Origin of the sequence: Streptomyces sp. S186 (assembly GCF_051603415.1) — a bacterium.
GTDB lineage: Bacteria > Actinomycetota > Actinomycetes > Streptomycetales > Streptomycetaceae > Streptomyces.
On record NZ_CP193932.1, the window covers coordinates 3,909,995 to 3,936,242 of the forward strand.

At 70.9% G+C, this 26,248-nt stretch carries 24 protein-coding genes; 17 read left to right on the top strand and 7 right to left on the bottom strand.

The annotated features are described in order from the left end of the window. Positions 1-65 precede the first annotated feature (65 nt). Positions 66-440, top strand: coding sequence for an MmcQ/YjbR family DNA-binding protein (locus tag ACRAS8_RS16645; protein WP_221905886.1), 375 nt, complete (start codon positions 66-68; stop codon positions 438-440). Between the two features lie 1,047 nt (positions 441-1,487). Here ACRAS8_RS16645 and ACRAS8_RS16650 read toward each other — a convergent pair. Then, a complete protein-coding gene (locus ACRAS8_RS16650) occupies positions 1,488-2,012 on the bottom strand; it encodes a DUF5994 family protein (RefSeq protein WP_351533472.1) in 525 nt (174 codons plus the stop codon). A gap of 280 nt (positions 2,013-2,292) precedes the next feature. Here ACRAS8_RS16650 and ACRAS8_RS16655 point away from each other — a divergent pair, with 280 nt between their 5' ends. From ACRAS8_RS16655 to ACRAS8_RS16680, 6 genes are all read left to right on the top strand, one after another. Further along, a complete protein-coding gene (locus ACRAS8_RS16655; RefSeq protein ID WP_351533470.1) occupies positions 2,293-2,853 on the top strand; it encodes a DUF5994 family protein in 561 nt (186 codons plus the stop codon). Positions 2,854-2,857: 4 nt separating this feature from the next. After that, positions 2,858-3,082 (top strand): hypothetical protein, encoded by a 225-nt coding sequence (locus ACRAS8_RS16660; protein ID WP_351533468.1) that lies wholly within the window; start codon positions 2,858-2,860, stop codon positions 3,080-3,082. Between the two features lie 96 nt (positions 3,083-3,178). After that, positions 3,179-3,439: a hypothetical protein gene (locus tag ACRAS8_RS16665; protein ID WP_351533466.1), complete on the top strand. Its 261-nt coding sequence runs from the start codon at positions 3,179-3,181 to the stop codon at positions 3,437-3,439. A gap of 102 nt (positions 3,440-3,541) precedes the next feature. Beyond that, positions 3,542-3,814: a hypothetical protein gene (locus ACRAS8_RS16670; RefSeq protein ID WP_438486826.1), complete on the top strand. Its 273-nt coding sequence runs from the start codon at positions 3,542-3,544 to the stop codon at positions 3,812-3,814. Between the two features lie 68 nt (positions 3,815-3,882). Then, entirely contained in the window at positions 3,883-4,305 is a 423-nt protein-coding gene (locus tag ACRAS8_RS16675) for a YjbQ family protein (protein ID WP_438486827.1), read from the top strand. Between the two features lie 460 nt (positions 4,306-4,765). Next, entirely contained in the window at positions 4,766-6,007 is a 1,242-nt protein-coding gene (locus ACRAS8_RS16680) for a PP2C family protein-serine/threonine phosphatase (protein ID WP_221905880.1), read from the top strand. Positions 6,008-7,383: 1,376 nt separating this feature from the next. Here the strand turns inward: ACRAS8_RS16680 and ACRAS8_RS16685 are convergent. Further along, positions 7,384-7,986, bottom strand: coding sequence for a hypothetical protein (locus ACRAS8_RS16685; RefSeq protein WP_438486828.1), 603 nt, complete (start codon positions 7,984-7,986; stop codon positions 7,384-7,386). Positions 7,987-8,109: 123 nt separating this feature from the next. Between ACRAS8_RS16685 and ACRAS8_RS16690 the strand changes: the two genes are divergently transcribed. From ACRAS8_RS16690 to ACRAS8_RS16710, 5 genes are all read left to right on the top strand, one after another. Further along, positions 8,110-10,224 carry a TIR domain-containing protein gene (locus tag ACRAS8_RS16690; protein ID WP_438486829.1) on the top strand — a complete coding sequence of 705 codons (2,115 nt, stop codon included), beginning with the start codon at positions 8,110-8,112 and terminating at the stop codon, positions 10,222-10,224. 58 nt (positions 10,225-10,282) lie between these two features. Next, the gene (locus ACRAS8_RS16695; RefSeq protein WP_438486830.1) at positions 10,283-11,065 is read left to right on the top strand and encodes a TetR-like C-terminal domain-containing protein; all 783 of its coding nucleotides are present in this window, start codon (positions 10,283-10,285) and stop codon (positions 11,063-11,065) included. Beyond that, positions 11,052-12,218 (top strand): MAB_1171c family putative transporter, encoded by a 1,167-nt coding sequence (locus ACRAS8_RS16700; RefSeq protein WP_438486831.1) that lies wholly within the window; start codon positions 11,052-11,054, stop codon positions 12,216-12,218. Before ACRAS8_RS16695 ends, ACRAS8_RS16700 begins: the two co-directional genes overlap by 14 nt. 358 nt (positions 12,219-12,576) lie before the next feature. Then, entirely contained in the window at positions 12,577-13,017 is a 441-nt protein-coding gene (locus ACRAS8_RS16705) for a helix-turn-helix domain-containing protein (RefSeq protein ID WP_438486832.1), read from the top strand. A 13-nt stretch (positions 13,018-13,030) separates the two neighbouring features. Then, the gene (locus ACRAS8_RS16710; protein WP_438486833.1) at positions 13,031-13,594 is read left to right on the top strand and encodes a toxin; all 564 of its coding nucleotides are present in this window, start codon (positions 13,031-13,033) and stop codon (positions 13,592-13,594) included. A gap of 58 nt (positions 13,595-13,652) precedes the next feature. Here the strand turns inward: ACRAS8_RS16710 and ACRAS8_RS16715 are convergent, their stop codons facing one another. The 4 genes from ACRAS8_RS16715 to ACRAS8_RS16730 are packed head-to-tail and all read right to left on the bottom strand — an operon-like array spanning position 13,653 to position 16,056. Then, the gene (locus ACRAS8_RS16715; RefSeq protein WP_438486834.1) at positions 13,653-14,342 is read right to left on the bottom strand and encodes an aminotransferase class I/II-fold pyridoxal phosphate-dependent enzyme; all 690 of its coding nucleotides are present in this window, start codon (positions 14,340-14,342) and stop codon (positions 13,653-13,655) included. Further along, positions 14,303-15,253 carry an NAD-dependent epimerase/dehydratase family protein gene (locus ACRAS8_RS16720; RefSeq protein WP_438486835.1) on the bottom strand — a complete coding sequence of 317 codons (951 nt, stop codon included), beginning with the start codon at positions 15,251-15,253 and terminating at the stop codon, positions 14,303-14,305. The genes ACRAS8_RS16715 and ACRAS8_RS16720 overlap by 40 nt, the downstream gene beginning before the upstream one ends. A 45-nt stretch (positions 15,254-15,298) precedes the next feature. Then, positions 15,299-15,589, bottom strand: a complete 291-nt coding sequence (locus ACRAS8_RS16725; protein WP_438486836.1) for a transcriptional regulator — start codon at positions 15,587-15,589, stop codon at positions 15,299-15,301. Beyond that, positions 15,586-16,056 carry a hypothetical protein gene (locus ACRAS8_RS16730; protein WP_438486837.1) on the bottom strand — a complete coding sequence of 157 codons (471 nt, stop codon included), beginning with the start codon at positions 16,054-16,056 and terminating at the stop codon, positions 15,586-15,588. The genes ACRAS8_RS16725 and ACRAS8_RS16730 overlap by 4 nt, the downstream gene beginning before the upstream one ends. 137 nt (positions 16,057-16,193) lie before the next feature. On the opposite strand from ACRAS8_RS16730, the gene ACRAS8_RS16735 reads away from it, so the two are divergent. Continuing rightward, on the top strand, positions 16,194-16,646 hold the full coding sequence (locus ACRAS8_RS16735; RefSeq protein ID WP_438486838.1) for a hypothetical protein: 453 nt from the start codon (positions 16,194-16,196) through the stop codon (positions 16,644-16,646). Then, complete coding sequence (locus ACRAS8_RS16740; protein ID WP_438486839.1) at positions 16,646-16,948, top strand: transcriptional regulator; 303 nt, start codon at positions 16,646-16,648, stop codon at positions 16,946-16,948. The genes ACRAS8_RS16735 and ACRAS8_RS16740 overlap by 1 nt, the downstream gene beginning before the upstream one ends. 42 nt (positions 16,949-16,990) lie before the next feature. On the opposite strand, the gene ACRAS8_RS16745 is transcribed toward ACRAS8_RS16740, so the two are convergent. Next, positions 16,991-18,520, bottom strand: coding sequence for an FAD-dependent monooxygenase (locus tag ACRAS8_RS16745; protein WP_438486840.1), 1,530 nt, complete (start codon positions 18,518-18,520; stop codon positions 16,991-16,993). A gap of 35 nt (positions 18,521-18,555) precedes the next feature. On the opposite strand from ACRAS8_RS16745, the gene ACRAS8_RS16750 reads away from it, so the two are divergent. The 3 genes from ACRAS8_RS16750 to ACRAS8_RS16760 all read left to right on the top strand — a co-directional run bounded on the left by ACRAS8_RS16750 (position 18,556) and on the right by ACRAS8_RS16760 (position 26,220). Then, on the top strand, positions 18,556-19,305 hold the full coding sequence (locus tag ACRAS8_RS16750) for a TetR/AcrR family transcriptional regulator (RefSeq protein WP_438486841.1): 750 nt from the start codon (positions 18,556-18,558) through the stop codon (positions 19,303-19,305). A 535-nt stretch (positions 19,306-19,840) separates the two neighbouring features. Continuing rightward, a complete protein-coding gene (locus ACRAS8_RS16755; RefSeq protein WP_438486842.1) occupies positions 19,841-23,833 on the top strand; it encodes an nSTAND1 domain-containing NTPase in 3,993 nt (1,330 codons plus the stop codon). 308 nt (positions 23,834-24,141) lie between these two features. Further along, positions 24,142-26,220 carry a M3 family metallopeptidase gene (locus tag ACRAS8_RS16760; RefSeq protein ID WP_438486843.1) on the top strand — a complete coding sequence of 693 codons (2,079 nt, stop codon included), beginning with the start codon at positions 24,142-24,144 and terminating at the stop codon, positions 26,218-26,220. The last annotated feature ends 28 nt before the right edge of the window (positions 26,221-26,248 follow it).

Consider the following 26,248-nt stretch of genomic DNA (forward strand, 5'->3'; position numbering starts at 1 on the left):
CACACCAGGCCCTGGGTCCCGGGCTCCGGGGCCTGCCCGGACCGCAATGCGAAGGAGGCATCGCCATGACCCCGGAGGATGTCGCGGAGTCCGCTATGGGGCTGCCGGAGGCGACGGAGAGCGAGCCCGGGCCCGGGATGACCCTGTTCAAGGTCGGCGGCAAGATCTTCGCCATCCTGACGGAAGCCAACGACTCACGCCCCGACCAGGTGACCCTCAAGTGCGACCCCGACCTCGCCCTGCACCTGCGCGAGCAGTACCCGGCGGTGGGCCCCAGCTACTACGCGCGCCTGCCGCACTGGAACACCGTGGTCCTGGACGGCACCGTGCCCGCCGACGAGCTCGCCGACATGATCGACCACTCCTGGGAACGCGTGGTGGCCGGCCTGCCCCGTATCACCCGCGACCAGCTCCAAAGGCTCCACCAGGATCAGCCGTGACCTCCCCTATCAGGCACGCGGGAGGAACGCTTCACCCACGGTGCCATCCACTTCTTCGTCGGCAACATCGCGGCCCACCTCAAGACCTCCATGCTGCTGGGCCTGTTCCGTCCGAAGGCGAATGTCATCCAGTACGTCCAGGACAGCCTGTTCGGCAACTGACTGGCAGAGCTGAGACCGTCAGGACACCGGCCCAGGCCAGCCCACGCGGAATGCCGAAGGCCCGTTCCGTGAGGGAACAGGACAGGTGTTCCCCCAAGGAACGGGCGGCCCGTTCCCTCGGGGAACGGCTGGAGATCACCCATCTCCCTCAGGTCCGCTCGATGATCCGAACGAACCTCCTAGCCACCGAGCCACAGCGGCATTTGTCCGTCTCACACCACTGCCGCACCAGTAGAGACGGTCAGCCACGGGCAACCGGGGTGCAGGCGGCACGCCCAGAAGGCCGCACCCGACAGCGCAGCACTTCGCTGACCTGCGGCGACGCGCCAAAAGCCCCTGTGATTCCCAAGCTCAGAGCGCGGGTTCGATTCCGTCACCCGCTCCATACGGAAGCCCCAGGTCAGTGGCCTGGGGCTTGGTTGTTGTCCGGCCCTTTTGGGGCGCGTGCCATTCGTGTGCCCTTCGCGTGCCGCAAGGGGCCGATTAACGCATGGAGTTGGCGCCTGTAAGGCCTTGCAGGGCGATTTGATCGGCCGTCATCTCGAATCGCGAGACGCAGTGTGTATGGCCTGAGGCACATAGTGCCCGATGGTCAGCAACGATGCATGTGCGAACGCTCCCCTGGCGTTGCCATGGCCGAGGCGGGTACGACGAGGGGCGGGCGCCGGGCCGGATGGACGCGGTTCCGCCGGAATCGGGCCCCCGCAAGCCGGACTTGCTCTTCGCCGACTGCGGCCGTTCCTCCGTCGTGGGTGAGGCGGGTTCCGCCTCACCCACGACGACCCTTGGCATCGAACGTGACGTCGTAGCCGACGGCGGACCGCACCTTCGTCGGCAGCCTGTATCCCTTGTCGTCGAAGGAGCGTCGAAGCCTCGACGGCTTCCTCACCGCTCGCCGCGTTCGCGGCCCGTCTGAGGCTCTTCCGTGGGAACCGGGTGTGCGTGATGGGTGCCGGTGTCGATGAGGATCTGCTCGGCCTGGGTGACGTTGCCGGCCTCGACGGCTCTGGCCATCGCGGCGCGGGCCGCTTCAGGCGTCGCGTGCGGCGGGACCACCAGCAGGGAGAAGTGGTCCTGGTCGCCTCGGGTGATGAGGACGGTGTCGTCACCGATCGGGAAGGAGTCGATGTGCACGACCCGGCCGTCGATGACCAGACGTGTCGGCAGTTCTTCCCAGGCAGCGGTGTCCAGGCCGACGCGCAGGACGGGGCCGAGATGCGCGGTCAGCGCGGCGATCAGACCGGGGAGCTCGGCGCCGATGTCGCGCGAACGCGGCCACCACGCACCGTCGAGAACTTGCTCGCGGGTTTGCGTGGTCACCAGCCGCAAGAGGGCCGTCCCGGGCCTGACGGCCTGGTGGACCGCGTCCGGCAGAAGCTTCGGGGCACGGGGAGTGTCGGAGTCGGCCATGTGTGTTCGCCCGTCTTCCGGGGCGGTGCGTCCGCCCGGCGAGGTGACCTGGTCACTTCACCGTACTCCGCGTGCCGGGGCGCGGGCGCGCCGCCCGGCGGCGGAGCCGGACCCGCGTTCGCCAGGAAAGTTCCCGGTCACACGCGCCTTTACGGACCGCTGGCCGGAGTAGAGTGAAGAGACCGGGAGTACTTCGCACACCGGCTCCCACGCCGGTGCCGTTTCCGGCGAGCAACAACACCGGGACGTCGACGACGAGCCCCGGAGACAGGTCCGCGCCATGACCGCGACCACCGACCGTACGATCACCAGCGAGCGCGAACCTTCGTCACCGGCCCGCCTCTCCTTCACCCCGGCAGGATCACCTCCGGGTCTCCTGGACGGCGCCTGGTGGCCACGCTCTCGCGATCTCTTCCGCGAACTTCCCGCTCTGACCGACGTGCTGGACGCGCGTTGGGGCCGCATCACTCATGTCACGGTGAACCCGACCCACTGGCCCGTGGTGCCGCGAAAGGTGCCGGTGAACGGGCACACGGTGCACGTGGGCTGGTTCGCCGGAGAGCAGGACGCGAACAAGATGATCCTCCTCTCCTACACCGCGGGCCGCTGGGACCTGCTGGTGATCCCGCCGGAGACCGGCGCTGCCGCCGCCGCCCGGCTGATGTCCGCCGCGGCCACCCCCGGCGGCCTCCACAGCGCCAGCGCGCTGATGACGAGCGAGGACACCACCCGTCACGCGCAGGAGGAGCTGCAGGAGGAAGAAGAGTGGGAGACCGACGGCGGAGCCGCCTCGGCGACAGGGCAACCGGCCGGGTTCCCGACCTCCGCCCGAGGGAGGTGAGGACGTGGAGACGATCATCACCGTAGCCGTGATCATCCTCATGATCGTCGCGGGCATGGCTCTGATCCATCTGCTCAACGCGCAGCATGACCAGCGGATCGCAGCGTTCCCCTACAGCGAAGCCCTGCGAGGATCCGGACGGCGGAGCTGCCCGAACCGACAGCCGACCGAGCCCACTGAACCGCCCGTAACCACCCACCACGAGCACCACACCGGGGGCCGCAGATGACACCGACCTTTCCCTGACCGGGGGCGGTGGGTGTGACGCGACGGCATCACACCCATCGACACGTCATCCTGCCGTCCCCAAAGGAACGAGGCCACCATGAAGCCACCAGAACTCCCCTCGGCCGGACGCGCCGACGTGCGCATCGTCGCCGCGTCACCCGAAACCGCCCGTCAGGTCGCAGACGTTCTCCGTCGTCACTTCGCCGCCACCGAACAGCGCAGCTACCCCGTCGACGACTCAGGCGGAACCCGCCTCCACCTCACCGTCGACACCACCCACGCACCAGAGCCGGCGCAGCCCTGGCTGGTGACGAGTCGATCCTCCGGGGACGCGCGCGCACAGACGGACGAAATCTGAAGCCAGAGCCGGCAACGGGCGGCGGGGCGGGGCGGGGCGGGGTGTACTGCGTCGCCTGTCCCACAGGCTCCGTGTCGGCGCCGACACGAGTGGACAGCGATCATGGCAACACTGCAAGAGCGGAAGCACTACCGCGATGCAATCATGAAAGCCCTGTACGAGACCACGGAAGGCAATCGCTTCCTCGGTGTCACCGGGGCAAAGCTGCGCGACGATCTTCAGATCCCCGAGCAGGATCTGGCCGCCGCCTGCGCATATCTGGTGGGCGAAGGGCTCGTCATCGTCGACTGGGAACAAGGGAACACGCCCGTGATGGTCACGCTGACGCACCAGGGAATCCGGCTCATGGAAGCCGAAGAGGAGAAGCGGGGCTGACGCGAAGCGAATGCTGTTCACCCATCCGGCCGTTAGCGCTCGGGCTCCGCGACGGGTACCGGTGAACCATGGCTGGCACCTTCACCACCCGCACGATCAACATCACCACCGGCTCCACGGAGACCCTGCACGACCTCACGACCGCATGCTCCGTGTTCCTCCGGGAGGCCGCTCACGGGCGAAACGGTCTGCTGAACATCTTCACCCCCCATGCGACGTCCGGCCTGGCCGTCATCGAGACCGGCGCGGGCAGCGACGATGACCTGTTGGCGGCCCTCCGCGACATTCTTCCGGCGGACGACCGCTGGCAAGACCGCCACGGCGGTCCAGGCCACGGCAGCGCCCACATGCTCCCGGCTCTGGTCCCACCGCACGCCACATTGCCCGTAGTCGACGGTGAGCTGGAGCTGGGGGCGTCACAGTCCGTCGTACTGGTGAACGCCGACCGGGACAACCCGGAACGCCAAGTCCGGCTGTCTTTCTTCAGCTGACCACACGACCCTGCGCCTTGCCTTCGCCCCCCTCGACGAGGCAATTCTCCGGCCGGCCACCCCAAGGTCTCCTCTGTCCAGATCGAACGTCTCGAAGCGCGTGACCATGGCCTCGCTCAGCGGGAGCCGCAGGGCCAGTCTCTCGGCCAGGCAGCTCGGCGGCGGGAAGGACTGACGGGGCACTGAAGCCCATCCGATAAAGGATCGAATTACCCAAAAGCGTCTTCTGACGGGTAAGCGGCAAAGGCATAACATGACGAATGGGTCGGCCCCGGTGTGTGGACATCGGGGCCTTGCGCACTGTCGGCGCGACGGCAGGGAACGAGCGGATCCTGGCGCGTATGTCGGCCGAGCACATGCGCCGAAGCCGGCATCAGGCTGCCCTGTGACCCACTCATCGGAGACCGCCGGCTCGGCAGATGAAGGCGAAATCAGGCTGGTGAGGCGAAAGGGCAAGGCTATGGCGGAGGGCGATCGGCAGCCTGGCGAGGACACGGTGGACCGGTCGGAGGGGTTCGGCGAGCGGCTGCTGGGGGTGCTGCTGGACCGGGCACACGAGATGCCGCCGCAGCTGATCGCCCCGCTGGTCGCGAAAGAGGTGGCCAGGGTCGGTGGCCGGGATATCTCGATCTTCCTGCAGGACTATGCGCAGCTGCTGCTGGTGCCGCTGCCGGGTAGGCGGCTGGTCGTCGGCCGGCCCGAGCTGATCGGTGACTCGCACGCAGGCGCAGCCTTCCTGTCCGGGGCCCCTGTCGAGCTACCGCAGGACGACGGCGTCCGGATGTATCTGCCGTTGCTGGACGGCAGCGACCAGGTGGGCGTGCTGGCCCTCACCCTGGACACCGTCGATGACGATGACCGGCGCTTGTTGCGCAGACTTGCCGGCCTCGTCGCCGACCTGCTGGCCACCAAGCACAGCTACACCGACCAGTTCTTCCTCACCCGGCGCCGCGAACCGATGAGCGTGGCCGCGGAGATCCAGTGGTCCCTGCTACCGCCGCTGGCGATGTCCGTCCCGCAGGTCGCGGTGGCGGGAATCCTGGAGCCCGCCTACAACGTCGCCGGCGACAGCTTCGACTACGCACTCAACGACGACATCCTGCACGTGGCTATGATCGATGCGATGGGCCACGGCCTGGACGCCGCCACCATGGCGACCGTCGCCATCGGCGCCTACCGGCACGCCAGACGCGCCGCAGTCGGTCTGTCCGAGATCTACGAGTTCATGGACCGGGCCATCGCCGAGCAATTCGGGCCCGAACACTTCGTCACCGCGCAGATGATGCGCCTCAACATCGCAACGGGCCACCTGCAGTGGGTCAACGCCGGCCACCCCGCACCGCTGCTGATCCGCAACGGCAAGGTGGTCCGGCAGCTGGAAAGCCCGACCACCTTGCCCGTTGGCTTCGGTGGTGAAGAGCCCCAGATCAGCGAGCAGATGCTCCAACGCGGCGACCGGGTGCTGTGCTTCACCGACGGCCTGATCGAGGAGCACGAAGCCGGCGAAGAGCAGTTCGGCGAGGAACTACTCATCCACTGGGTCAACCGCATCGAGTACACAGAGAAGGGAGTGCGGGCAGTGGTGCGAGCGCTCTCCCACACCCTGAAACAGGAGCGGGGCGGGAGCACCAGCGACGACGCAACCCTCTTCCTGATCGAGTGGCGCGGGGGCGCCGCCGACCACCTCGCCGTCCTGGAGTGAGCCGACAGCCGCACCACCATGCGGCAGAGCCGACGGCGCGCAGGTTCGCCCATCGTGATGCGCACTCGCCACTGACTTCCCTCCCCGCGCCCTGACCGACACCGCACCCGGAGCCGAGCTCGCACAAGCCATGCCAGCCGGGGCCCGGCCCCAAGAGATCTGGGACCAGTACCTCTTCGCGCCTTCCCCTCCACCTGCACATAGCTGTGCCCGCCGGTTCAACCGGCGAGGCACAGGGGCTGTACGGGGCCGGCTCTCCCGCTGCTTCTTCTCGCAGCGCTCGGGACTCGTGGAGCCCGCACGGCCCAGATCGAGCGACACCACAGCCTCGGCGAGCCACCGTGCCGCTTCCGTGCCAGACGGAGCGGTAAACAGCGGTCAACAAGGGCCGGAGACGTGCCCGAGCGCACCTCCCCCACCAGCGGCATCTCCCCTGGCCAGGAAGGCATTGGGCGCCGGACGGCCCCATGATTCCCAAGCTCAGAGTGCGGGTTCGATTCCCGTCACCGGCTCCAGTTGAGGTGAGGCCGAGAGCAAACGTGCCACTGCAATGCAGGGAGCGTCCCCTCCCACCTCGCGCGGAGCATCGCGAGGTGGGACTCTGGGAGAAATTTGGGAGATGATCTTGACTTGGAGGCCCGCCGAGACCGCGCCACACCAACCCATACCAAGCCTCTGACCAGCACAAATATCCGTCCACCCTGGTAGAGATCTTGCCCGAACCTCATTCGGGACGAAGAGGTCGTGGGTTCAAATCCCGCCACCCCGACTGAAGGAACACCAGGTCAGGGGCCTGACCCGCGAGAGCGGGTCGGGCCCCTGACTCGTTTCCGAATCCCTTTGGGAGCCCTCCGGGAGCCATTTGGGAGCCGACTTCGGGAACCGGCTCCCGCCCCCCGCGGCGGCGCCTGCCGCATCACGGAGAGGCCGTCGAGCACACACGCGAGTGAGGTGCGCCACGGCGCAAGGTGGCTTCTGCCCGCCCGCGCTTCTCCTCTCCCAAGCTGCCGTCGTCCCCGGGTCCGGGCCGCAGATCCCGCAGCCGGAAAAGAGGCGTCGGCCAGACCAGATACACGGTGCGCAGCGGGACAGCGGCGGAGCCGCCCCCAGCCTTCCCCCGCGTCAAGGTGCATTGCCCACCGTCGGCGGACTCGTTGGTCCGGCCGCGATGGAGCCGCTCCTGCCCTTCTCCGGAGCACCGTTGACGGGCTGGACCGCTGCCGTCCGGCTGTCGCTCCGTGGCTGTCCTGGCATCTTCCTTACCTCCACGGCCTGTGGGAATCTCCGGACTGGGAGACCTCTGCAGCCGTGGACGTACACGCCGCCGGCCGGGGCTTGCGGAGCTGGTGGGGTAGCGGCCCAGCCTGCCGCAACTCCTACGGCGACCTTTCGTCGCCGCCCGGAGACCGGGCATCCCCGCTCCCTAAGCCCCCCCCCGCCTGATCGGGGAGTCGAGGTGATCGCGGGTCCAAAAGGTCCGCCGCACCGGCGACTTCCGCCAGAACACGGGCGAGTTCGGCCAACGCCTGCCGGGAGGTTCGAAGCTCCTCGCGGAGCTCGGCCTCGTATTCCCACTCGTGCTCGTGTCGCTGAGGTGCCGTACCAGACGGCCGCGCGGCTTCGTGCTCCGCGAGGGCCGGGTGCCAGCGAGTCAGCAGTGGGCGGACGACTGCGTTCAGGACCGTCACCGCCAGGGAACCGAAGGTGATCTGCCCTTGGCGGCTGCGCGGAGCCACGTCAGGGCCGTAGCGACGCAAGATGTCACGTGTGGTGGTGAAGAGCGTGTAGTGCGACGACAGCGCTTCGCGCAGGACGCCCTCAGTCGGGCCGAGCTCGATCACGCTTACTCGGGTGATCAATTCGACGTACAGTTCCCAAGCGGCTTTTCGCTCGGCGTCATCCGGGCGCCAGATACCGCTGATCTCCCCGACGAACGGCACGGTGAACTTGACGGCAACCTCCGCCGGCCGCCTGCCCATGCCCTTTTTCCTCGGCACGCCATCCCCCACGTCGCGTCGCGCCCACAGCCTGGGCCGCCACGATACTGGACAGGATCAGCATTCGGGCAGACTGCCTCGAGCAACGCAGGCGAAGGGACGGAAATGGATCGGCCTACCGGCGAGGAGGACTGGGACGTCTTCATCAGCTACAGCCGATCCGATGCCGACCTGCTGGAACTCCTGGCCCCTGCCCTGCGCCACCGCGGACTGCGGGTTTTCGTGGACGACACCGCCGTCGAGGACTTCGCCGGCATCACCTCCACCATCTCCCGTGCGTTGGCCCGGTCGAAAGTGCTCCTGGCCCTCTACTCACACGAATATCCGCGCCGCCGTGCGTGCCAGTGGGAGCTGACCTACGCCTTCCTGGCCGGCCAGCGGGAGGGGGACCCCCGCCGGCGCATCCTGGTGATCAACCCCGAGCAGTCCGCGGACCACGTGCAGCCGCTCGAATTGCGGGATGCCCGACACTGGCCCGGTATCAGGGACAAGGGTGTTGCGGAGCGGCTCGCTGATCGGGTTGGCTCGTATGTAGCGGGGCTGACAGGCCCGTTGGGTGGGATCCCCAGACCAACACGGCCGCGCTGGCTGCCGGCTCCGATACCGTCCGGGTCCCGGCACTTCACAGGCCGGCTGGCCGAACAGTGGCATCTGCACACGGCACTGCACCGCCACCGCGCGCCGCTCGTGTCGCAGAGGGGCCACGGACGTACCGCTGTGGTCCGGGGGATGCCTGGCATCGGGAAGTCGCTCCTGGCCCAGGAGTACGCGCTGCAGTTCGCCTCCTCGTTCCCCGGCGGCATCTACTGGTTTGACCTGCACGCGGCCGCAGACAGCCCGCCTCAACGCACCCTGGAGAGCTACTTCCGTCAACTGGAGGCAGTCAGTTCCGCGCTCGGAATCGAGGTGCGCGGCAAGTCCCTCCATGCATTGCTCAGTCATCTGGCCGTCACTTTGGGACAGCGGGATGAGCCCTGCCTCTGGGTGCTCGACGGTGTCCCTGACGGTTTGTCACGTGAGCAACTCGCGCTGCTCCACAGTCCGCACATGCTCGCTGCCACGTTGCTCACCACGCGGTCGCAGCACTACGGCTCCTCCGGCGAGCCGCTCGACCTCGGTCCGCTCCCCGACGCCGATGCCTACGACCTCCTCACTTCCCGTCGCCTCCCCGCGGACGCGACGGAACACCTGACCGCCGACGAGGTCATCCGGGACCTCGGCGGCCATCCCCTCGCGCTGGATCTCATGGCCGAGCGCATGGCCCACGAAAACCTTTCGGGCTTGCGTCGTCTCCTGCACAGCAACACCACAGATGTGTTGCTGCGCTGGGAACGGGCCGCTGCGCCCGGACGGACGTCGGATCACACACCGCGATCCTCAACTCTGCTGCCGCGCAGCATCAAGGCGCACAGTTCCGCCAACGACATCCTCCGGATCCTCGCTCTCGTGCATCCCGCGTCTCTCGCTGACGCTCCGTTGCAGCACACCCTGGCGCTCGTCGACGCTCTTCGGCCGTCCGAAGCCGGCCAGCGCGTAGCAGAGGGCATCGATGTCCTCATCGGTGACGGTGTCGTCCGCCCGTCTGCTCCTGACGCCCGCGCTTGGAGCGTGCACCCTCTGATCGCACGTGCGGTCCGGCGCCACGACGAAGATGTCACCAGGCAGGAGGATCTCCGCCAGGCACTCCTCCACACTCTGGTGCAATCGTGGCCGACTCCTATCCTGGAAAGCCGCACCACTCCGACCACAGCACAGGAGCACCCCGTGCCTTCCCCGTCGCCGGTCTCGCCCCATGACATCGAGCGGGCAGTAGCTTTCGACCTGCAGGTCGAGCTGTCCCTACGCGTCGGAGTGCAGCCCCTCGCCGAGGGACAGGGCTCACTCAGAGAGGCCCTGGCCTCGCTCCACTCCCTGTTCACCACGGCACGCGACTGTCTTCACCGCCTGGGCCCGAATGCCTCTGCCTCCCGGCTCCCCTACCTCGTGGCCACTCTCGTGAACGACCACCTTCGGCCCTTCCTGAGCACGTGGCACCCGGCGCTGGAAGTCCACGAAGCAGCCCGGCCGGCTGCCACGAGCACCATCGATCACGAACGCCGCTGGGAACACGCCTCAGACATGCGCAACGCCCTGTCGGCCCTGCGGGAACCACTCACCGAGATCACCAGCGCACTCGGCGAACTCTCGGGAGCGGACTTGCTGACCGCCGCTGCCGAGTGAATGGCGGGTACCGTGGCGACCGCCTGCGGGAGTAGTGGCTGACAGGTACGGTTCGGCCATGGATGAATCCGGGACGAGTGCGGGCGGGACGAACGCGGAGCCGGCGGAGGCCATCAAGGCGGCCGCGCGCCAGATCCTGGTGAAAGTGGGTGCCGGAGGGCTGTCCCCGGAGGCCGTTGCCATCGAGAGTGGTCTTGTCGTCAGCGAGGTGGAAGCCGTCTTTCCGCATCGGGACGACCTGCTGACCGCGTTGGTCATCGATGCCTACAACGCGTCCGGTGCGGCGATGGAGCGCGCTGACCAGGCCGCCAGGGACACCGGTGCGTCGCCGGGTGCGCGACTGCTCGCGGCGGCGCGTGCGCTGCGGACGTGGTCCTTCGACTACACCGCCGAATTCACCCTGATCTACGGGTCGCCGGTGCCGGGTTACCACGCCCCGCAGGAGACGGTGCCGCCCGCCTCGCGCACCCCCGAGGTGCTGGGCGGCATCATCCGCGCGGCGCTTCAGGCCGGTGAACTCACCCCGCCCCGGCGGCCGCTGCCCGGGCCCACGGTGCTCCTGCCGACGGCCGTGGAAATCTTCGGTGGCCGGCCCGAGGCACCGTTCTCGGACCTCATCGAACGCGGCATCGTGCTGTGGAGCAATCTGATCGGGCTCCTGGTGTTCCAGGTCTTCAGCCGGACCCACGACAGCGTCCAGGACCAGGCGGCGTTCTTCGATCGTGCCATCGCGGTGGCTGCCGAAGGGGTCGGGCTCGTGGTTCCCTTGGGCGACGACACCGACCAGACCGTTCGCCGCGTGCGCGGCACCGGCGGGGAATCAGGCCGTGAACACCACTAGAACCCTCTGCTTCGTCATAGCGGCGCTCTCGTCGTATGCCGCGCTCGTCTACCGACTGGCCCAGGTGAGGCGCAGTTGGCGGGAGAACGCCTACCGCATCCTGGTGGTCACCCTGCTGCTGCAGTGCCTCACCTTCACGATGGGTGCCATCGCGATGGGGAGCGAGCGCTTCCTGGGCGTCGGCAACCTCGCCATCCTGGTGATGCACATCTCGGCGGTCGCCTTCTGCGTCAGCTCGCAGATCATCCTGCTGCACTGGGCGAGCGCCGCCGAGAACGTGGTGCGCAGGACCCGCTACTGGCTGATCACCGGCGGCTGTCTGAACGCGCTGCTGATCGCGCTGTTCCTGATCGCCGACGGCCCGGGCCGGCCGGCTTCGGACTTCAACAGCGGCAGTGGTCAGCCGCTGGTCCTCACCTACCTCCTGGCCTTCATCGTCTCCCAGGCGGTGCCGTGCGTCACCATCTTCCGCCAGTGCGGACCCATCGCCCGGATGGCCGGCAACCCCGAACTGCGGCACGCGCTCCAACTGCTCTCCGTCGCCGCGGTGGTGCTCTTCCTCTACTGCCTGGCCAGGACGGTCAACATCCTCACCTCCGCGGTCGGGATCGACATCGGCGTGTGGCAGCTCGCCTCCAACGTCTTCAGCGCGGCGGGCATCGCCACCCTCTCGCTGGCCCTGACGATCAGCTCGTGGGGGCCCTCGGCCGGCAAACTGCTGGGGTGGGCGCGCAGTTACCGCTCCTACCGGGCCCTCTACCCGCTCTGGCGGGATCTGTACGAGTCTTCCCCCGACATCGTTCTGGAGCCGCCGGGGGCCAAGGTCTCGGAGCTCAACGACCTCAACTACCGGCTCCACCGGCGGGTCGTCGAAATCCGCGACGGCTGGCGCGATTTGCGCCCCTATATCGACCGTACGACTGCCAATGGTGCGGACGGTGCGGGGCGGGGGGCGAGTGCGGAGTCCCGGCAGGCGTTCGCCGAAGCGTCGCAGATCAGGCAGGCGCTGGACGCCAAGCGTGCCGGCACCATGCCCGATGACAACAAGGACGCCGCCGACTTCGAGGACCGGAATACGGACAACTTCACGGCGGAAGTCGCCTGGCTCACGAAGGTGGCCTCCGCCTACCATAAGCTCAGCAACGCGGGTTGAGAGCAACCACGTTCGTCAACCGCGTTCGCGAGGAGAGCTCCCACCAGGTCTGTCCCCCGTCAAACCTGGCGGGGGCTCTCTCATTCCCCGTGGTCCCCCGTTGTTTCCCCCGTGTTTTCCCGTCGTACCGGGCGGAGTGCACCGCCCGGTCCGGACCGGCCCTTCCCCCGAGGACCGGTCCGGACCGACGCAGCTGGCAACCAACACGGCTACCCCCGTAAGCGAAGTTAGCTGCCAGCTATCGGTGAGAGCCACGTTGGCGTAGTCTCGGCCGATTGTCAACTGACGGCTAATCTGCGAAACTGGAAATTAGCCCAGGGCTAATCACGCCAAGGAGGTGACGGGAGGGAGATTCGCGATGTCCGAGACTGAGGACCGGCCCAAGCTGGCAGTGCGTCTGGACAACCTCTTCAAGACGATTCGTCCCAAGGGAAGGCACTGGACCAATGCCGAGGTGGCAGAGGAGCTGAAGCGGGCCAACCCCGAACTCCGGGTCGGGGGCGTGTACTTGTCGCAGTTGCGGACGGGCAAGAGAGCCAATCCCTCACCGGACCTCCTGGACGCCCTGGCACGCTTCTTCGGCGTGTCGGTCGCCTACTTCTTCGACGACGAGGTCGCCGAGTCGGTGCTCAGCCAGGTCGCCGCCATCGAGGCGCTGCGGCAGGCCGGGGTCCGCTCGGTGGCGATGCGGGCGGCCGGGATGAAGAAGGAGAACCTCCAGGCCATCACGGCCATCATGGACCAGTACCGGCAGCTGCAGGGCCTGCCGCCCGTCACCGATCCCGCCGAGGGCGAGTGAGGGGCGCCGGGGCGTGAGGGGCACGCGGAGGGGGCGGGCGGTCGACCAGGACCGCCGCAGTCAGCTCAAGCGGCTGCGGAAGGCCGGCGCGCAGCGGATCGCCGCACTCGATCTGCCGGAGGTCGCCGACGTGCCCGAGCTCTGCCACCACCTCAGCGAGATCCGCGACCGCCCGATCACGCTGGTCCCGATGCAGATGCCGGCGTCGCACCCGTGCGGCATGTGGGTCGCCGCACGCGACGAGGACCTGATCTTCTACGACGCCAACACGACCAGCGCGCATCAGGAGCACATCATCTTGCACGAGCTGGGTCACATCATCTGCTGCCATCGCGGGGCGGGTTGGCTGGACGAGGCGAGCGCCCGCCTCCTCTTCCCCAACCTCGACCCCGACCTCGTGCGTGACATGCTCCTGCGCGCGACCTACGACGACGTCCAGGAGCAGGAGGCGGAGATCATCGCCTACCTGCTCTCCCAGCGCGTGGGCAGCACGGCCGCCGCGGCCGGGGGCTCCGGCTCCGCCGCGGACGCCGGGAAGAACGCCATGCTCAGCCGGATCGAACGCACCCTGATCTGACGTGAGTTGCGCGAGTTGCGTGAGTTACTCATTCCCCGGCTGCTTGTCCCCCGGCCACTCATGCGCCGGCTGCGGCCACCTCCTCGGCCAGGATCGACACCGCCCGGCGGATGTCGTCCGCCCGGTGTTCGCTGGTGAGGAAGAACCACAGCCTGGCGAGCCCCTCCTCCACGGCGGGGTGGAAGATCGGGTCGGCGATCACTCCCCGGTCGAACAGCCGGTCCGCGACCCGCAGGGTCCGCGCCCAATCGCCGAGGAGACAGGGCACGATCGGCGTGTGGGCGCTGGAGCCGGTGGCCAGACCGGCCGCGGTGGCCAGGCCGCGGAAGAGCTCCGCGTTCCGCTGGAGCGTGCGCACCCGGTGCGGTTCCGCGACGATCAGCTCGACGGCGGCCAGGGCCCCGGCCGCGTTGGCCGGCGTCAGACCGACGCTGTAGACGAAGCCCGGCAGCGTGTGCCGCAGCCACCGCACCATCCGGGCCGAGCCGCCGAAGAAGGCGGCGGAGCGCCAGCGCGCGTCCGGGACGGTGCCGAACTGCGCCTGTGGAGCGGTGAGCAGCCGCCAGTACTGGTTGACGTTCCGCGCCCCGGGGAACCGGCAGGCCATCCCCACGATCGCGACGTCCGCGGGCCGCGCCTCCGCCGGGCCGGCCGGGAAGGCCGGACCCGACGGGGAGAAGGCTGGGCCCGACGGTGGATCGCCGGTTGTCACCGGTCCGACCCGTTGCCGGCCAGTCGCTCGCGCCACCAGTCCACCGTCGCCTTGATCTGCTCGTCGACGGGGGTGGCCCGTACGGTGAAGGCGGCTTCGTAGGCGCTCGCGTCGGCGACGAACGGACGGTCGAACTGGTAGCGGATCTCCTTCATCTCGCGGAGCAGCGGCGAGACGAGCGCGGCGACGCCGAGCACGACCGGCGAGAGCCGGCGCACCGCGACCGGCCCCGTTCCCGCCTGGGTGGCAAGGCGGTCGACCATCTCCCGGACGGAGAGCGCGGGCTCGGTCGGTACGTGCCAGGCGCGTCCCCAGGCCCGCTCCTCCCCCGCGATCTCGACCAGGGCCCTGGCCACGTCGGGGAGGTAGCTCCAGCTGTGCGGGGCGTCCGGATCGCCGAGCGCGGAGACCGGCTTACCGCGCAGCAGTGCCGGCATGACCCGGCCCGCCAGGTGCCCGCCGTCGGTCACGCCGGGCCCGAAGAAGTCCGAGGGCCGCAGTTCGACCGCCTTGATGCGACCCTGCTCGTGCAGTTTCCGGGCCTGTTCCCACATGGCGGCGCGGACCCGGCCCTTGGGGCCGGTCGCCGCGAGCGGCAGCTCCTCGGTCATCGGGCCGTCCACCGGACCGTAGCCGTAGAGGTTGCTCAGCAGGACCAGGACGGCGCCGGTCTCCTCTGCCGCCGCGCAGAGCGACGAGGCCAGCGGCGGCCATTCCGCTGTCCAGCGGTGGTAGGGCAGCCCGGCGCAGTTGATGATCGCGGTCGCGTCCCGCGCGGTCTCGCTCAGTCGCCTGCTGTCGGTCGCGTCCAGCGCGACCTGCTCGATGCCGGGCTCGGGGCTTCGGCCCGACTTGGTGACGACCCTTACGGAGTGCCCCTTTTCGACCAGTAGTCGAGCAGTGGCCGCCCCGGCGGGCCCGAATCCTATGACGACGTAAAGGCTCACGCGCGCACCCTAGCGGGCCCGTTACGGCCTTGAATCGGCCAGTCGTCAGCCGCCGGTTTCCGCCTGCTCGACGATGCGGCGAAGCGCGCCGATATGTCCGGCGAGGGCCTTCCGGCCTGTCGGGGTGAGCGAGAGCCAGGCACGCCGGCGGACCTTGGTGACCGAGGCGTACTGCGCGTCCTGGAGGACCTTGACGTGCTTGCTCAGCACCGAGTCGCTGACCCCCAGCGCCTCGCGGACGACGGAGAACTCCATGGCGTCAACGGGGGCGAGCATGCTGCAGATCTGCAAGCGGTTCGGCGCGTGGATCACCTCGTCGAAGCCCGCGCCGGTCATCGCCCGGCCCGGATGTCGCGCCGGGCGACCGCGTCGACGAGGAACCCCGCGACCACGGTGAGCACGCCGATGACGCCGCCGGCCACTGCGATGGCCCACTGCACGCCGGCACGCCACTCCAGGTACGTACCGGCGGCGAACAACAGGACGAAGGCGAGGACGTACCCGCCGAAGATCCTCATGGCGCCGACCGTGGCGGTGAACCGCTGATAGGAGACGCCGGTCGCACGCCGGGCCGCGTGGTCGAGGCCGAGCACCACGAGGACGAACGCGGGGACGGCCCAGGATGCCTCCCGCAGGCTCATGGAACTGAAGACGAGCGCCACCGCGGCACCCATACCCACGTGGTACCACCACGGGGCCGCGACGTGGGTGGCCACACGGGCCCGGGAGGCGGCGACGGAGTCCAGGGCGAAGCGAGCCGAATCCGGCGTCAGACGACCGGAGTTGCCCGAGTTGGTTTCCATGACGGAAAGCATCGCAGAACGCTTGCCGTCATGGCAAGTGTTCTCGCCGTCTTCTTTCCTATCGGGAAAGAAGGTGGTAGTTTCTCGTGAGGAAAGTGCCTCAGGGCCAGGTGGGCGGAAGATCGGGGACGACGTTCATGACCTCTTACGATGCGCAGGCTGCGCTGGATGCCATACGGGAGCGTCAGGAGCAGACGCGGGAGGAGTACGTGCGCCACAACTACTCCGGTGCGCAGGGGCTCCTCACGGCGCTGGCCGTGTTCGCCATCGGGTCGGCCATCGATCTGCCGAGTCCGTGGAGCCTTGCCGGCAGGATCGCGGCGGGGGTGCTGATCGCGGGCGGCATGGTCGTGCAGTATCGGCGGGCCCGGGTGCGGAGGAGGCCGACCAGGGCCGAGAGGGTGTTCACCGCGTGGGTGGTGGCGGCGGTTCTCACGGTCTTCATCGCGGCGTTGGTTGCCGCCCGGTTGACGGAACTGCCGGTTCCGTCCGTGCCGGCCGCGGGCGTCGCGGCGGTGGCGACGCTGGTGGCCACGTATGCGACGCGGCCGATCGCCAGGCGGCTCGCCAGGAGAGAGGGCCGGGGCTGATGGATCCGGAATTCGACGAATTCCTGCATGTGCCGGCGCGGTTGTCGATTGTGGCGCTGCTGGCTCCGGCCGAGTGGGTGGAGTTCGGTTTTGTGCGGGACGCCGTCGGCACCAGCGACTCCGCGCTGTCCAAGCAGGTCACGGCGTTGGCGGATGCCGAGTATGTGGAGGTGCGCAAGACCAAGAGCCGTACGGGGCGCCACACCCACCTGCGGCTCACCGCGCGCGGGCGGGAGGCGTTCCGGCGGCACGCCTCGGCGCTGGAACGGATCGTGGCGGCGGCGCACGAAGCACAGGAGTAGTCAGAGGTGCCACCCCCGAGTGTCTCCGGGGGTGGCCGCGCGTCAGGTGCTCGTGAACTCCGTTGCGGGAGAACGGCCGTTGAGGAGCGATGTGTACGCCTCGACGGCGGTGGTGGGGTCGGGGCCGCGCCAGGCGATGACGTGGTCGGGGCGGAGGAGCAGGGAGTGATGGGCGGGGAGGAAGTCGAGGGTGTGGGGGTGGGTGGGGAGGTCGGGGTGGGTGGGGACAGTGGGCGTGGGGGTGTTGGTGAGGAGGGTCCAGTGGGGGCCGGCGAGGTCGAGGGTGGAGCGGGTGCGGGACCGGTCGAGCCAGCGGTGGGGGATGCGGGTGCCTATGCGGCCGGTGGGGGCGAAGTCGGTGGTGGGTTCGGGGTCGTCGGGCGTCCGCGGGTCGGTGACGAGGGCGCCGTGGGTGTACTGGTAGCCGCCCGCGGTCAGGACGAAGGGGTGGGCGAGGGTGGGGTCTGGGGCTGACACCGCGGCACGGATGTCGAGGGTGCGGCGGCTCGACTGGTCGGCCGCGAACCAGCCGGCCGGGCGGCGTTCGGCGTCGTAGCTGTCCAGGAGGGCCGGTGCCGCACGGCCGCGCAGGACGGCGGCGAGTTTCCAGCCCAGGTTGTGGGCGTCGGCGATGCCGGTGTTGGCGCCGCTGGCGGCGAACGGCGGCATGACGTGCGCGGCGTCGCCGGCCAGGTGGACGCGCCCGGCGGTGTAGCGGTCGGCGACGAGCATCTCGGCCTGCCACGGCAGGACGCTGCGGACGTCGAGGTCAGGGGCGGGCACGCCGAGGACGGTGCGGAGCAGGGCGGGCCAGTCCCGGTCGGTGGTGGTGCCGCCGCCCATGAACACCCAGCGGCGGCGGCCGTCGACGGATGCCAGCGCGCCGGGTGCGTCGGGGTGCTCGATCTGGCAGAGGTTGAACTCCCGGCCCCGTACGACCTCGCCGAGGTCGGCGTGGAAGTAGACGTTCACGTTCGGTTCGCCGATGGTCCCGCGGCCCGAGCGGCCGATGCCCAGTGCCTCGCGTACGGGGCTGCGGGCGCCGTCGGCGGCGACCAGGTAACGGGCCCGCAGCCGGGTGCGTGCGCCGGTGCCGCGGTCGAGGAGGTCGGCGGCCACCTCGTCGTCGTCCTGCTCGAAGGCGAGGAGTTCGGTGTCGAAGCAGACCGTGGCGCCGGCGTCGGCCGCCGCCTCGCGCAGGACCGGCTCCAGGACGTCCTGGGCGATCAGGCAGGGCGCCTCCGGGCTGATGTCGACGGTTCCGCCGGGGCCCGGGGGCCGCCACAGCGGCAGCTGCTCGGCCTCGGCGAGCGTCCGCCCAGCGGCCATGTGGTCGTGACCGGCGAGGTCCCGGGCCGCGTGGTGGACCAGGCGGGCCAGTCCGAGCTCCCGGAAGATCTCCATGCTGCGCATGTGGAAGCGGCGGGCCTTGGGCTGCGGGGAGGTCGTCGAGCGCTTCTCCACCACGGTCACCGCGACGCCGTGGTGGCGCAGCACCAGTGCGGTGGTGAGTCCGACCAGTCCGCCGCCCACCACGAGCACCTCGGGCATCGGTGTACGTTGTCCACTCATGGTGGACAACGTACACCACGCCTAGAGTGGCCACCATGACTTCTTCCGAGCGCCGGCCCGCCGTCGGCGGGCTGGTCTGGTTCGACGAGCCCGCGCCCCCGCGCGCCACCGAGCAGCTCAGCCGCGAGCGCGTCGTGGCCGCCGCGGTGGAACTGGCCGACGACCAGGTACCCGGCGAGATCACCATGCGGGCGCTGGCGGCCCGGCTGGGCGTCCGCAGCCCGATGGCGCTCTATCGCTACGTCGGCAGCAAGGACGGCCTGGTCGACCTGATGACGGACGAGGTCTACGGCCTGATCACCGTGCCGCAGGGGGAGGGCTGGCGGCCAGCGCTGCGGGGGCTCGGCCGCACCGGATGGGACGCGGTCCGGCGCCACCCGTGGTTCGCGCGACTCGCCTTCGCCCGGCCCCCGATGGGGCCCAACGCCCTGCGCCTCTACGACGCGGCGCTCGCCGAGCTGGCGCCGCTCGGGCTCGACGCGACGACCCGGATGGGGTTCATCAAGACCGTGCTCGGTCATGTGCTGGGGTCGGGGCTGGCGCTGCTGGAGGAGCAGACCATGCGTACCCGGGTCGGGCTGCCCGAGGACAGCGACCTGGAGGCCACAGTGGCTCCCTATATGGAACGCATCGCGGCGGCGGGCACGCACCCGCACTTCGTCGCGTGGGCGAGCGATCCGCAGCGGAACGCACCGGGGCCGCAGTCGTTCGAGCAGGTGCTGGAGTGGCTGCTCGACGGGCTGGCGACGCTGGTGCCGGCGGAGGGCGGCGGGTCCTCGGGCTGAGAAGACGGACCGAGCAGGCGGACGGGGCCTTCCGGCCGACTCTTCCGATGGGCCGTTCCTCGGAGGCGATCCGGCCGCCGGCTGCCGCGCGCTCGGCCGCCGCGCCGTTCGGCACCGGTCCCTCCCCTCGTGGGGACCGGTGCCGAACGGCGCGGGCGGCGTCGATCCGCGCCCCCCGTACCGGCGCGGATCCACAGGGGGCCGAACCCGTGGTCGACGTGGCGGCGGTCCGGAAGGACCGGCTCCACGGGGGTCCGGCGCTCGTCCGCCGGGATCGGCACGGCCGGTCGGCGGTTTCGGCGGCGGAGGGCCGAGAACGAGTGTCCGTAGGTGCCGCTCCGGACGCCGGGCCTCTGACCTGTCCGGATGTCCGGGTGGTACCGGGTTGCCGCGCCGTCGGATCGTGATCCTGCCAGCCGGAGCTTCCGCCGAGGAGGTTCCGGTACCGGGGGCGACGGCTTCGCCGCAGGTCAGCCGGTTAAGGTGAGTTTTCCGGTCCGGACGTCCAGGAGCGGGGGGAGTAAGGGGTGGAACCTTGAGTTCCGACTCAGGGGCACGCACAGCCTTCGCCGAACGCCTCGCGCTGCTGTATACGGAGGCCGGCAATCCGCCCCTCAAGAAAGTGGCCGAGGCGGTCGGCCGGCTCCAGCGGGTCGACGAGCGCGGGCGCCCCGTCCGGGTGTCCGTGCAGCGGATCAGCGACTGGCGGCGGGCCAGGAACGTACCGGCACAGTTCGCCGCCCTCGCCGCGGTACTGCACGTCCTGATACCCCAGGCCCGGCGGCTGCGGGCCACCCCGGTCTCCCCGGGCCTGTACGACCTCGGCCAGTGGCAGCGCCTCTGGGAGCGCGCGGTCGCCGGTCCGGCCGGCGACCGTTCCGCGGCGGCCGCGGGCGAGGAGACGCGTCCCCCGGCCGAGGCGCCGCCGGTCGCCGGGGTGTGCCCGTACCGGGGGCTGGCCTCGTACCGCCGGCAGGACGCCCGGTGGTTCTTCGGCCGGGAGCGGAGCACCGGCGCCCTCGTCGACCAGCTCCGCGCGGCGGAGGAGACGGGCGGCCTGGTGATGCTCGTGGGCGCCTCGGGGGCGGGGAAGTCGTCGCTGCTGAACGCCGGACTGGTGCCCGCGGTGCGGGACGGCGCGCTGGGCGGCGGGGAGCGGGGCGTGCTCCAGCTCGTGCCGGGCGGCGATCCGCTCGCGGAGCTGACCGGCCGGATCCCGGAGCTGGCCCCCGTCCTGGCGGGCGGGACGGAGCCGGCGGCGGAGCGGCCCGGCACGCCCTTCGCGGACGCGGTGCGGGAGGCCCTCGCGGCCTGGGCGCGGCGCGAGGGCGCCCCCGACGCCCGTCCGGTCGTGATCGTGGACCAGTTCGAGGAGGCGTTCACCCTCTGCTCCGACGAGGCGGTCCGGCGCACCTTCGTCCAGCTGCTGCACGCGGCGGCCACGCCCGCCGGCCCGGACGACCCGGCCCCCGTCCTCGTCCTCCTCGGCATCCGCGCCGACTTCTACGAGCAGTGCCTGGCCCACCCCGAGCTGGCCGACGCGCTGCAGCACCGGCACATGGTGCTCGGGCCGCTGACCACCGCGGAGCTGCGCGAGGCGGTGACCGGCCCGGCCAGGGCCGTCGGCCTGGAGCTCGAACCGGGCCTGGCGGAGCTGATCGTCCGCGAGGTGAGCGCCGACGGCCCCCGCGGGGCCCACGACGCGGGGGTGCTGCCGCTGCTCTCGCACGCGCTGCTCGCCACCTGGCAGCGGCGGAAGGCGGGACGGCTGACGCTGGCCGGCTACCGCGCCGCGGGCGGGATCCAGGGCGCCGTGGCGGCGACCGCGGAACGGGCCTGGTCCGGCCTGGACCCGACGGCGCGTACGGCCGCGCGGCTGCTGCTGCTCCGGCTGGTGCGGCTGGGCGAGGACACCCAGGCCACCCGTAGGCGGGGGACGCGGCGTCAGCTGGCGGAGGAGTCGGCGGACCCGAACAAAACGGAGGAATCGCTCGAAGCGCTGGTGCACGCCCGTCTGGTGACGCTCGACGCGGACGCCGTGGAGATCACCCACGAGGCGCTGCTCCATGCCTGGCCACGGCTGCGCGACTGGATCGACGAGGACCGCAACGGCAACCTGCTGCGCCAGCGCCTGGAGGAGGACGGCCGGGCCTGGGAGGGCTCGGGCCGCGACGCCTCGCTGCTCTACCGGGGCTCCCGCCTGGAGCAGGCCCGCACCTGGGCGCGGTCCGCCGGGGACACCTCGCTGACCCGCAGCGCGGTGGAGTTCCTGGCCGCCTCGGTCCGGCTGCGCAGGCGCTCCGTGCGGCTCCGCCGCGGTGCGGTGGCGGCGCTGGTCGTCATGGCCATGCTGGCCGTCGGTTCCGCGGTGGTGGCGTGGCAGCAGCGCGACGACACCGTCTTCCAGCAGGTGCTCGCCGAGGCCGACCGCGCCCAGTACACCGACCCGTCGCTGTCGGCCCAGCTCGACCTGGTGGCACACCGCCTGCGGCCCGGTGACAAAGGCACCGACAACCGGCTGATATCGATCGTGAACGCACCGCTGGCCACGCCCCTCCTGGGCCACACCGGCGCCGTCTACCTCACCTCCTTCAGCCCGGACGGGCGGCTGCTGGCCACCGCCTCCTACGACCGGACCGTCCGGCTGTGGGACGTGGCGGACCGCACCCACCCCCGCCCCCTGGGCAAGCCCCTCACCGGCCACACGAGCTGGGTGAGCACCGCCGTCTTCAGCCCCGACGGGCACACCCTCGCCAGCGCCTCGGACGACGGCACCATCCGCCTGTGGGACGTGCGCGACCCCCGCCACCCGCGTCCGCTCGGGGCCCCGTTGGCCCCGCACGCCGGCACGGTCTACCTGCTGGCGTTCAGCCCGGACGGGCGGACGATGGCCTCCGTGGGCGAGGACCACACCGTGCGCCTGTGGGACATGGCCGACCCGCGCCGCCCGGCGCCGCTGTCGACGCTGACCGGTCACACGGCCGCGGTGCGGTCCGTGGCGTTCAGCCCCGACGGGAAGACGCTGGCGGCGGGCGGCGACGACACCACGATCCGGCTGTGGGACGTGGCCGACCGCCGCCGGCCCGAGGCGGTCGACACGGTGCTGACCGGCCACACGGCCACCGTGCACTCGGTGGCCTTCAGCCCCGACGGCCGCACCCTCGCCAGCGGCGGCGCCGACAACACCCTCCGGCTCTGGAACACCGCCGACCCCCGGCACCCGGCCCCGATCGGCCCGCCGCTCACCGGCCACACCGGCCCCCTGTGGTCGGTGGCCTTCAGCCCCGACGGCAGCATGCTCGCCGCGGGCAGCGCGGACAGCACGGCGACGCTGTGGAACGTCAGCGATCCGGAGTACCCGTCGCAGGTCGGCGAGCCCCTCGCCGGCGGCAGCGGCCAGATGTACGCGGTCGGCTTCAGCCCCGACGGGCACACCCTCGCCACCGGGAGCGGCGACGGCAAGGTGCGGCTGTGGTCGATCCCGGCCGCGGACATGGTCGGCCGGTTCGCCGCGTTCCGCCCCGACGGGCGGGTGCTCGCCACGACCGCCCGCGACGGCCGGATCCGGCTGTGGAACGTGGCGAATCCGGACCGACCGGTGCCGCTGAGCGCCCCCTTCATGCCGCGGGACGGCGTCGACCGCGCCCTGCGGTTCTCCCCCGACGGCCGCACCCTCGCGGTGCACACGGCCCACCGCAAGGTGTTCCTGTGGGACGTCGCCGACCCGGCCCACCCCGTCCGCCACGGCCCGCCCCTCAGCCTGATGACGCGCTACGCGGGCGCCCAGGCCATGGCGTTCAGCCCGGACGGCCGCACCCTGGCGACCGCCATGGACGACCGCACCATCCAGCTGTGGAACATCACCGACCCCTCCCGTGTCGTCCCGCTCGGCCGGCCGCTCACCGGCCACCAGGGCTACGTCTACACCGTCGTCTTCAGCCCGGACGGCCGCACCCTCGTCAGCGGCAGCGCGGACACCACCCTCCGGCTGTGGGACGTCGCCGACCCGCGGCACGGCACCCCGCTCGGCACGCCGCGGACCGGCCACCTGGGGCCGGTCAACGCGCTCGCCTTCAGTCCGGACGGCCGCACGCTGGCCAGCGGCAGCGACGACGACACCGTCCGGCTGTGGAACCTGACCGATCCCCGCCGGCCCGCCCGGCTGGGCTCCGCCCTGACCGGACACACCGAGGCGGTGGTGTCGCTGACGTTCAGCGGGACCGGCCGGACGCTGGCCAGCGGCGGCAGCGACAACACGGTGCGCTTCTGGAACGTCGAGAACCCCGCCCGGGCCACCCCCATCGGGCAGTCGACCAGCCCGCGGGCCAAGGCGGGCAGCTTCCTGGCGTTCGCCCCGCACAGCCGGATGCTCGGCGTCTCCAGCGGCGCCGGCACCGTACGGCTGTGGAGCCTCGACACCGACACGGCGATCAGCCGCATCTGTGCGACCACCCGGGGCGTGCTGACGCCGGAGAGGTGGCACGAGTACCTGCCGCAGCTCTCCTACGAGCCGCCGTGCGGCGACTGACAGGACAACCGACACGACCGACCGACAGGACCGACTGACAGGACCGTGGCGCCCCTGACGTCATGACGCCGGGTGAAACCGGTCACAACTCGGCCCTCAGTTTCGGCAGTTGACTCCCGTCGAGGGGGCAGTCTTGCTAGGCTTGGTCACAGCCCGATCGCTGGTGCATCCCCCGTCGCCAGCGATCGGGCGTTTTCGTGCCCGCGGGCGCCCGGTTCGCCCCGGGGACGGGCCGCGGACCCGGGCCGTGCGCCGTCCCGCGGCAAGCACCGGACCGCCGGCAGGCGACGCGCGTAGGGTCGGTCCACGTGACTTCTGCGAAGAGTTCCGAGACGAGTCCGAGTGAGGCGACGGCCGCGGCGGCGAATCCCTTCTTCTCGGCGAGTGAACTGCCCTACGGGCTCCCGCCCTTCGCCCGTATCCGGCACGAGCACTTCCGGCCCGCCTTCGAGCGGGGCATCGCCGAGCAGCTGGCCGAGGTGGCCGCCATCGGCGACCGCCCCGAACCACCGACGTTCGAGAACACCGTGGTGGCGCTGGAGCGCAGCGGCGCGGTGCTGCGACGGGTCTCCGCGGTGTTCTTCAACAAGGCGAACGCGGACACCGACGAGGCCACGCAGGAACTGGAGGCCGAGATCGTGCCGCGGCTGGCGGCCCACGAGGACGCCCTGCTGCTGGACCCGGCCCTGTTCGCCCGTCTGGAGACGCTCTACGAGGGGCGGGCGGGGCTCGGGCTGGACGGGGAGCAGCTGCGGCTGCTGGAGCGCCGGTACACCGCGCGGGTGCGGGCCGGGGCGCGGCTGGCCCCGGAGCAGCAGCGGCGGCTGCGCGAGCTGAACGCCGAGATCGCCGCCCTGTGCACCGAGTTCCGGCGCAATCTGCGGGCCGACACGGCGGCGGCCGCGCTGGTCGTGGACCGCGCCGAGGAGCTGGCCGGGCTGCCCGACGACGCGATCGCCGCGGCCGCCGAGAACGCCCGGTCCCTGGGGCACCCCGGCGCGTTCGCGCTGAGCCTGCTGAACTTCACCAACCAGCCGCAGCTCGCCGCCCTGGAGGACCCGGCGCTGCGCGAGCGGCTGCTGGCCGCGTCCATGGGGCGGGGCTCGGCCGCCAACGGGGCCGTCGCGGTCTCCGTGGCCCGGCTGCGGGCCGAGCGCGCCGCCCTCCTCGGCCACCCCAGCCACGCGTCCTGGCAGGTCGCCGACCAGACCGCGGGGACGACCGGCGCCGTGGAGGAGATGTTCGGGAAGCTGATCGGGCCGGCGCTGGCGAACGCCGCGCGGGAGGCCGCGGCGCTGGCGGCGGCCGCCGGCGTCCCGGAGGTCGGCGCGGCCGACTGGCAGTTCCACGCCGAGCGGGTGCGGCGGGAGCGGTTCGACCTCGACGCGGCCGCGCTCCGCCCCTATCTGGAGCTGGAGGCGGTGCTGCGGGACGGTGTCTTCCACGCCGCGACCCTGGTGTACGGGATCACCTTCACCGAGCGGCCCGATCTGGTCGCGTACCACCCGGACGCCCGGGTCTTCGAGGTGCACGACGCCGACGGCGGCCCCCTCGGCCTGTACGTCGGCGACTTCCACGCCCGGGAGTCCAAGCGGGGCGGCGCCTGGATGAACGAACTGGTCACCCAGTCGCACCTGTTGGGGGAGCGGCCCGTGGTGGTCAACAACCTCAACATCGCCAAACCGGCGGCGGGCGAGCCGGTGCTCCTGAACTGGAGCGAGGTCACCACGCTCTTCCACGAGTTCGGGCACGCGCTGCACGGGCTCTTCTCCGGCGTGCGCTACCCCACGCTGGCCGGCACCGAAGTGCCGCGCGACTTCGTGGAGTTCCCCTCGCAGGTGAACGAGATGTGGGCGGAGTGGCCGGAGGTGCTGGCCCGTTATGCCCGGCACCACCGCACCGGGGAGCCGATGCCGCCCGAACTCCCGGCCAGGCTGCGGGAGGCGGAACGGTTCGGCGAGGGGTTCGACAGCGTCGAGCATCTCGCCGCGGCCGTGCTGGACTGGGCCTGGCACACCCTGCCCGCCGGCGAACTCCCCACGGCGGACGGCGTGGCGGCGTTCGAGACCGCCGCCCTGGAGCGCCACGGCCTGGCCCACCCGGCGATCCCGCCCCGTTACCGGACGGGCTACTTCGCCCATGTCTTCGGCGGCGGCTACGCGGCCGGCTACTACGGATACCGCTGGGCGGAAGTCCTGGACGCGGACACCGTGCGCTGGTTCCGCGAGAACGGCCGGACGGTCCGCGAGAGCGGCGAGATCTTCCGACGGGAACTCCTCAGCCGGGGCAACAGCGTCGACCCGATGGCGGCGTTCCGCGCGGTGCTGGGACGCGACCCGGACTTCGGGCCGCTGCTGGAGCGGCGCGGGGCGGTGGCCGGAGAGTAGCCGGCGGAGCGCCGGCGGCCCTCGTCCC

Excerpts from the sequence above, each read along its gene's own strand:
- ACRAS8_RS16645 (WP_221905886.1), top strand. The coding sequence starts at position 66 with ATGACCCCGGAGGATGTCGCGGAGTCCGCTATGGGGCTGCCGGAGGCG.
- ACRAS8_RS16650 (WP_351533472.1), bottom strand. The coding sequence starts at position 2,012 with ATGGCCGACTCCGACACTCCCCGTGCCCCGAAGCTTCTGCCGGACGCG.
- ACRAS8_RS16655 (WP_351533470.1), top strand. The coding sequence starts at position 2,293 with ATGACCGCGACCACCGACCGTACGATCACCAGCGAGCGCGAACCTTCG.
- ACRAS8_RS16665 (WP_351533466.1), top strand. The coding sequence starts at position 3,179 with ATGAAGCCACCAGAACTCCCCTCGGCCGGACGCGCCGACGTGCGCATC.
- ACRAS8_RS16670 (WP_438486826.1), top strand. The coding sequence starts at position 3,542 with ATGGCAACACTGCAAGAGCGGAAGCACTACCGCGATGCAATCATGAAA.
- ACRAS8_RS16675 (WP_438486827.1), top strand. The coding sequence starts at position 3,883 with ATGGCTGGCACCTTCACCACCCGCACGATCAACATCACCACCGGCTCC.
- ACRAS8_RS16680 (WP_221905880.1), top strand. The coding sequence starts at position 4,766 with ATGGCGGAGGGCGATCGGCAGCCTGGCGAGGACACGGTGGACCGGTCG.
- ACRAS8_RS16685 (WP_438486828.1), bottom strand. The coding sequence starts at position 7,986 with ATGGGCAGGCGGCCGGCGGAGGTTGCCGTCAAGTTCACCGTGCCGTTC.
- ACRAS8_RS16690 (WP_438486829.1), top strand. The coding sequence starts at position 8,110 with ATGGATCGGCCTACCGGCGAGGAGGACTGGGACGTCTTCATCAGCTAC.
- ACRAS8_RS16695 (WP_438486830.1), top strand. The coding sequence starts at position 10,283 with ATGGATGAATCCGGGACGAGTGCGGGCGGGACGAACGCGGAGCCGGCG.
- ACRAS8_RS16705 (WP_438486832.1), top strand. The coding sequence starts at position 12,577 with ATGTCCGAGACTGAGGACCGGCCCAAGCTGGCAGTGCGTCTGGACAAC.
- ACRAS8_RS16725 (WP_438486836.1), bottom strand. The coding sequence starts at position 15,589 with ATGACCGGCGCGGGCTTCGACGAGGTGATCCACGCGCCGAACCGCTTG.
- ACRAS8_RS16730 (WP_438486837.1), bottom strand. The coding sequence starts at position 16,056 with ATGGAAACCAACTCGGGCAACTCCGGTCGTCTGACGCCGGATTCGGCT.
- ACRAS8_RS16735 (WP_438486838.1), top strand. The coding sequence starts at position 16,194 with ATGACCTCTTACGATGCGCAGGCTGCGCTGGATGCCATACGGGAGCGT.
- ACRAS8_RS16740 (WP_438486839.1), top strand. The coding sequence starts at position 16,646 with ATGGATCCGGAATTCGACGAATTCCTGCATGTGCCGGCGCGGTTGTCG.
- ACRAS8_RS16745 (WP_438486840.1), bottom strand. The coding sequence starts at position 18,520 with ATGAGTGGACAACGTACACCGATGCCCGAGGTGCTCGTGGTGGGCGGC.
- ACRAS8_RS16750 (WP_438486841.1), top strand. The coding sequence starts at position 18,556 with ATGACTTCTTCCGAGCGCCGGCCCGCCGTCGGCGGGCTGGTCTGGTTC.